We start from the raw sequence: 6,879 nt of genomic DNA, 5'->3' as shown, positions 1-6,879 counted from the left end.
TGCAACGGATCGGTTCCTGCGCCGCGACCGCCAGCCCGATCTGCTCACGCTCGGCGAAAGTCAGCCGGGTGTACTTCCTTGGCGCCGAATCGATCTTGGGTTTCACCCCGCCAGCGTTGACAAACCACTGCCATCCAGTGCCCGGCGACACGCCGGCAGCGACCGCAGCCGCATCGATCGACAGCTCAGAACTGACATGAGACCAGAACAGGCGCACTACCGAAGGCAGAGGGCCAGGACGCATGCAACAACCCCCCAGATAGGAGCTGTTGCACTAGACCCCTGAATCGAAGCGTTGGAAGAGTTCGATTTCGAACACGCACGCGGACTCAAACGCGACACCATCGCTCACCTGGGCACCTTGGACTTCGTGACCGCGCGAGACAACGTCGTGTTCCTGGGCACACCGGGCACCGGCAAAACCCATCTGGCGACCGGACTGGCCATCCGTGCCTGCCAAGCCGGTCATCGGGTCCTGTTCGCCACCGCCGCCGAATGGGTAGCCCGACTGGCCGAAGCCCACCAAAGCGGCCGCATCCAGCACGAACTGACCCGAATGGGCCGCTACCCCCTCATCGTCATCGACGAAGTCGGCTACATCCCATTCGAACCCGAGGCCGCCAACCTGTTCTTCCAGCTGGTGTCCTCGCGCTACGAACGCGCCAGCCTGATCGTCACCTCCAACAAGGCCTTTGGCCGCTGGGGCGAAGTCTTCGGCGACGACGTCGTCGCCGCAGCGATGATCGACCGCCTCGTGCACCACGCCGAAGTCATCACCCTCAAAGGAGACAGCTACCGACTCAAAAACCGCGACCTCGGCCGCCCACCTACCGTGGCCACCACCACCGAGGAATAATCACCACCACCAACCCAGGGGGTCAAATTTCAGATGCCGCCAGGGGGTCAAATTTCAGATGCCGTCGACACCGCGGGCACTTTCCGACTGAGCAGGCCGCGCTCAGGTGACTGTATCTGGTGACGCGTTCCCTGGAACCCACCGGGGTGGGCAGGGCACGATGGATGATGCGGTGGAAGCCAGCGCTCAATGCGTTTGCAATCACGTTCGGCGACCGATTCCCGGCAGCCGAAACCTACTGATGGAAACCGCCGGAAACACCGTTAACGAGATAGTCCCCATTTGGTCGATAAATGTAGATTTCTGCAATTGTCATCCAGAATATTTCGTTTGCTGTACCAGATAATTTTCGGTCCTTATGACTGTGGCACGGCATCGAGAACAACATCAATAGGCATAACTATTGCACTGGTGTGCGTCATCGGGCAATTCGATTGGCCCGCTTCAGGCGAGGGGTGGTTTCGTGTGGATGGTCGATCAGGTATCGCATCCCGTCGACAACCCTAGTTGCGCGCCGCTCAGCGTAGGCATCTCGTATCGAGAGTCATCATCGCCCCGAATCGCTTAAGTTCGAAGGGGTGGACGTTTCACGGTTTCTGTTCGCGCGTGAGGGCACCGCGGTGGCAGAGGGCGTGGTCACGCTGGCCGCAGCGAAGTCGATCCATACACCCCGCCCCGCGCTGCTTAGACCGGCTGTTTCTTGAGTGAACGGTGTAGGCAGCGAGGTGCGGGTAGCGCTTGTGCAGGCGCGGATCGTATCCGGGCAGTATGTTGGCCAGGCTTACATCGCCGGCGTAGTGGGTGAGCACCCGTGGGTCCATCACTCGACGCCACAGTGGCGGGCACATCGCCATCAACAGCATGGTGCCGTAGCCGCTGGGTAGCTGAGGGGCTTCGTCGGCGTGGCACAGGGCCTGGTAGCGGCGCGTCGGGTTGGCATGGTGATCGGAGTGCCGTTGCAGGTGGAACAGGAAGATGTTGGCGATTCTGGTGTTGCTGTTCCAGCTGTGGGTGGCGCGCACGTGTTCGTAGCGGCCGCTGGGTAGTTTCTGGCGGCGCAGGCCGTAGTGCTCCAGATAGTTGATTGTTTCCAGCAAAAAGACGCCGATAGCGGCCTGGCCGATCAGCCAGGGCAGCACGGTGGTCCCGAACCACAGCCCCAGGGCGACATACAGAACGATGCTCATCAGCCAGGCGTTGAGTACCTCGTTGTGCAGTGACCAGGTGGATTTGTGCAGGCGGCGCATCCGCGTACGTTCCAATTGCCATGCCGAGCGCAAGCCACCGATGATCGACCGAGCTATGAAGGCGTACAGGTTTTCGCCCACGCGCGAGCTGGCCGGATCTTCGGGTGTGGCGACCCGCACATGGTGGCCGCGGTTGTGCTCGACGTAGAAGTGGCCGTAGCAGGTTTGGGCGAGTGCGATCTTGCTCAGCCGGCGCTCGGACAGGCCGCGTTTGTGGCCGAGTTCGTGCGCTGCGTTGATGGCGATGCCGCCGACGGTGCCAACCGACGCCGTCAAGCCGATCTTGTCGGCGAGTGTCATGGTGACCCAGCCGCCGCCGGCCCACAGCCAGCACGCGAAGATCACCGACAGATATTGGGCGGGCAGGAGTAGATAGGTGGTCAGCCGGTAGAAGAGAGCACCCTCGATCCGAGATAGTGTGTCGTCGGAGGCCTGATGCGGGTCGGGCCCGACGAGGTGGTCCAAAACGGGCACGATCACAAAGGTCAGAGCTATTCCGGTCCACCAGAACAGGGACAGGCCGGTAAGCTTTACCAGCACCCAGGACAGGCCGACCATGCCCGGGGTTACCGGACCTAACAGCCACAGGTAGCGCTTCGGGTCGCGCCAAGTCCCGAAGGTGTCGCTGGCGTGCGCCGCTCCACGAGTCTGAAGAATTCGCGCTACCACGCCCACAAGCTATTGATACCCGGTTTGCCCAGGGGCCGGTACGTGATGTGTGACACCCTGTACCAGTTAGGGGTGGCCTTTGGCGCAAACCTGCTGTGGGGTGTTCGACTGGGTGAGGATTCGCGATTCAGTCGCGGTTCTGGGGTGCCTTCAGCCGCTTCCCAACCGCGCGAATCCCAGAAACACCGTTTCGCACCTGGATAGGCAGCGGTGCGCTCATAATGAGCCGTCCGCTGTGGTTTCTGGATTCGCTAGTGAAACGAAGGTTCTTCATACCGCGGTGTTGGAAGATCATCCCCGGAAGTTCCGCTGGTCACTGTTGTGCGCATTGGCGATGACTCTGTATGCGGCACTGGCGACGTCTTCGGGGATTGCCTGGGCACATCCCGAAACTCAGGGTCGGGTCATTCGAGCGAAGGACCGACATCGAGAACGCCGGTGCCTCAGGTAGGACCAGCACACCACGGTGAAACCCATCCGGTCACCGCCGCGGCGACCGGAAAGGCTGATCCGCCGCCAGCGACAACATCGACTCCGCACGACACCGCCGCGGCGACCGCGACGGCGATTCCGAGCCATGTGCTCGCCGCGTCGGTCTCGGCCGTCGCCACCCCAGCGGCCCTCAAGCCTGCGGTCAAGAACGCCGCAAGTACCGCTCAAACTGTCACGACCAAAACCGTGAAGGCTGCCAAAACATCGGCCCTAACCGCCAGCGGCGCGACAACTACCGCGAGTTCGCCCAACGCTCCAGCCACGCCATCGGCACCGACTGCTCTAGACGGCGTAACGCTGGCAGTTCTGGGCGAGGAGCTGCAACGCAAGTCCACCGTAGGGACGCAGTCGTCCCCCGGTTACCTGGTCAACTCGGCGGTCAATACCGTGGCCGCGGCGCTAGTCGGGACCGCCGCCCACCTAAGCTCGGCGCTGGCCCACGATGTCGGTCAGGTCACCCAGTTCACCCGGCAGATGGTCGGGTTGGGGTTCGACCTCGGCACGATGGCGGCGTCACTGGTCAACAACATCGCAGTGCTGGGCGCCTACACGATCGGTCCCGACCTGCTGTGGGGACTGCCATACAAGGCGCTCAACACAGTGGCGACCGTGGCCGGCGACGTCAGTAAAGCGCTCACCGACACACCACTGAATGCCACCAGCAGCGGGCCGTTCGCGGTCGACTACGGCGTATACAACCTGCTGGGCTACCTGACACCGGGGGTGACGCCGCCGGGAGCCAACAATCCATCCATCACCGTCACCGCCGAACATCCGTTGCCGGTCATCTTCATCAACGCCACCGCGGCGAATCAGAACTACGACTGGAGCGTCGGGGCACCCGCACTCGCTGATGCGGGCTACAAGGTCTACACCTTCAACTACGGCAACAACACCAGCAATCCCAACTTTCCGATCCAGTCCACTGCCGACATCAAGCAATCCGCCGAACAGCTCTCCACCGAGGTCAACACGGTGCTTGCACAGACCGGCGCCTCCAAGGTCATCCTGATCGGCCATTCACAAGGCGGCGGAATCCTGCCCGAGTACTACCTCAACAACCTCGGCGGCGCCGCCAAAGTCTCACAGTTCATCGGCATCGCCCCGAGCAACCACGGCACCAATCTGGACGGGCTGACCAGCCTGCTGTCCATCCCTGTTTTAGGCACCTTGTTTAAGGGCCTAGTGGCACAGGGCGGCGCGGCCTGGCTAGAGCAGGCGGTGGGTTCGTCGCTAGTACAAAAAGCCTACAGCAACGGTGACACCCGGCCCGGAGTCATTTACGACACCATCGCCACCACCAATGATTGGGTAGTCACCCCCTACACACAGCAAGCGCTCAGCGGGCCCAACGTCACCAACATCGTTCTACAAAAACAAGATCCGGGATTCGCAGGCGGCCATCTGGACATCGCGATCAGCTACCAAGTATGGCAAGACGTCCTCGGCATGCTCGCCAATAACCCGGCAGCAAGCCCCCAACAGCCCGCAGCGGCCATCGCATGACGACCTACCCCGGGGCACGTGGCCGCCGGGCATCTGAGCACCCCTAGCGGGCCGGTATCTCTTTTCCAGAAACGAGACAGCTCCACGGACCCCCTCCCCCGCTCGTCGATCCAGCTCGCGGCGTCGCATTTCTCGTCTCACACCGCGTGTCTCAAATCCCAGCCGCCGGTGGCTAATGAGATAGCGCTGGGCGTGGCAGCGATCTTGGGGTATGCCCGCGTCGGCACCACCGGTCAGGATCCCGACGCGCAACTGCGTGCGCTTGCCGCTGCCGGCGTTGACGACGAGCAGACCTACACCGACAAACTCTCCGGGGTGGCCAACACCGCCCGCCCCGGCCTGGCGGCTCTCCTGGACAACGCCCCTGACAGCGACACAGTCGTCGTCACGATCGACTGACTTGGCCGCAATGTTGCCGAAGTCACCCGGACTATTGCCAATGCAGTGAGAGCCGAATCCTGTTGCGCGCCAAACGCGAAGGCATCGACACCAACACCCCGACCGGCGGGGCTGTAGCCGCCATCATGGCTAGCCTGGCCGTGCTCGAGCTCGGGAAAGAACGTCGCGACGCGGCACACCAATCTCGCCGGGACCGCAACTTGCCGGCAGGTAAACCTCACAAGCTCAGCGTTGAACGCTAAGAACAACTTGATCGTCTGGCTGAAACGCCCTGGGTCTGCAGGAGGCTCGAGCTATTGGATTCCGACCAGGAGTTGGTCGGTCCGTTGTGCATCGTAGAACGCATCTTCGTATTCGGTGGGTGGGATGTCGCCGAGGTAGCTGTGTAGGCGGCTGCTGTTGTGCCAGTATACCCAGCCCGGGGTCGCCAGCTCGACGTCCTCGACTGCCTTCCACGGCCCGGTGCGGGCGGGTCCGTAGATCAGCTCGGCCTTGTAGTAGCCATTGACCGTCTCGGCCAGAGCATTATCGAAACTATCGCCTACGGTGCCGATCGAGGGCGCCGCTCCGATTTCAGCGAGCCGTTCACTATAGCGAATCGAGGTGAATCCGCCTTGAGACCCGGCATCGGAGTGACATACCAAGTCCGGCAGCATATTTCCGCGTGACCACCGCGCCATCTCCAGTGCGTCGAGCACCATCGAGGTTCGCATGTGCCTAGCGACCCGCCAACCCACGATCATCCGCGAGTACGCATCGACGATGAAGCACACATATATGCGACCCCGGCCCAGGTAGGCACGAACGTCAGATCCGTCACCCAGAGCTGGTTCGGCGCGGTGGCGGTGAACTTGCGCTTGACCAGATCCGGGTGTCGCGCCGCCGTCGGGTCGGGTTTAGTGGTGCGGACCCGTTTGCCGCGCCGCGCTCCGCAGATCCCCGCCGCTCGCATCAACCGGGTGACCTGGTCGCGGCCGATATCGTGACCGTCCCTGCGGGCTGCTTTCCACAGCTTGTGTACGCCGTAGACACAAGTAGTTGTCTGTCCAGAGCTCGCCAGCGCCGGCCCCAGCACGGCATCGCGCTGAGCACGTGCCGACGGGTGCCGACCTTTGGCGTCGTAGTAGGCGCTCGAGGCCACCGTCACGCCTGCGGTGCGCAAGACAGTGATGATGGGCTCGACCCCGAAATCCCCACGATTGGCGTCGATGAAGTCGACTATTTCTTGTGTTGGCGGTCGAGCTCCGCCCCGAAGAAACTGGCGTCTCTTTTCAGAATTTCGTTGGCGCGCTTGAGTTCTCGGTTCTCCTACTCAAGCTCTTTGACTTTCTGCGACTCGGCCGTTGTTACTCCGGGTTCGTAGCCATTGTCGACGTCGGCCTGGCGAACCCAGGAACGCACCGACTCGACCCCATAGCCGAGCTGGTTAGCAACCCGCCAAACGGTGCCCTGCTCGGTGCCGAGTTCGGCGCGCAACGCACGGACCATCCGCGCCGCTGCAGCCGTCTCCTCCGGGCTGTAGCGGCGACTGGTCGGCTCCTTTCCCGATGACGATACCGTGGGCATACCCGCATCCTCGTTTCCAAGGCCAGGAGCCTCCGGGATTTCCAGGGCGATTCAAAAACCTGAAACACCCGGGTTTCCCGGAGACTCATTGACGCGGTGGAGCGCAGTTGGTCAGACTTGTTTCCATGGCGTGCTACGTACCGG

The 6,879-nt window shown here is 62.3% G+C and carries 2 protein-coding genes, 5 pseudogenes and 1 other annotated feature; of the genes and pseudogenes, 4 read left to right on the top strand and 3 right to left on the bottom strand.

Features of this window, described 5'->3' with window-relative positions; all coding sequences use genetic code 11:
- Positions 1-217, bottom strand: a pseudogene (locus VXD91_RS11225) (IS30 family transposase); the annotation flags it as partial.
- Between the two features lie 72 nt (positions 218-289).
- Here VXD91_RS11225 and istB point away from each other — a divergent pair.
- Positions 290-856: pseudogene (istB, locus tag VXD91_RS11220) on the top strand (IS21-like element helper ATPase IstB); the annotation flags it as partial.
- 71 nt (positions 857-927) lie between these two features.
- Positions 928-1,098 (top strand): annotated as a pseudogene (locus VXD91_RS11215) (IS256 family transposase); the annotation flags it as partial.
- A gap of 345 nt (positions 1,099-1,443) precedes the next feature.
- Here the strand turns inward: VXD91_RS11215 and VXD91_RS11210 are convergent.
- Positions 1,444-2,772 (bottom strand): alkane 1-monooxygenase, encoded by a 1,329-nt coding sequence (locus VXD91_RS11210; RefSeq protein ID WP_318986929.1) that lies wholly within the window; start codon positions 2,770-2,772, stop codon positions 1,444-1,446.
- A 438-nt stretch (positions 2,773-3,210) separates the two neighbouring features.
- On the opposite strand from VXD91_RS11210, the gene VXD91_RS11205 reads away from it, so the two are divergent.
- Both VXD91_RS11205 and VXD91_RS11200 read left to right on the top strand, forming a co-directional pair.
- Entirely contained in the window at positions 3,211-4,770 is a 1,560-nt protein-coding gene (locus VXD91_RS11205) for an alpha/beta fold hydrolase (RefSeq protein WP_346415427.1), read from the top strand.
- Between the two features lie 192 nt (positions 4,771-4,962).
- Positions 4,963-5,408: pseudogene (locus VXD91_RS11200) on the top strand (recombinase family protein); the annotation flags it as partial.
- 54 nt (positions 5,409-5,462) lie between these two features.
- On the opposite strand, the pseudogene VXD91_RS11195 reads toward VXD91_RS11200, so the two are convergent.
- A pseudogene (locus VXD91_RS11195) lies at positions 5,463-6,735 on the bottom strand (IS3 family transposase).
- Positions 6,302-6,433 (bottom strand) — a sequence feature (AL1L pseudoknot). Its footprint overlaps the pseudogene before it by 132 nt.
- Positions 6,736-6,879: the final 144 nt, after the last annotated feature.

Source organism: Mycobacterium sp. SM3041, from assembly GCF_039668335.1.
In the GTDB taxonomy this organism is placed as follows: Bacteria; Actinomycetota; Actinomycetes; order Mycobacteriales; family Mycobacteriaceae; genus Mycobacterium.
Note: the sequence above shows the minus strand (reverse complement) of the source record. Positions and strands in the feature narration are given on the sequence as shown.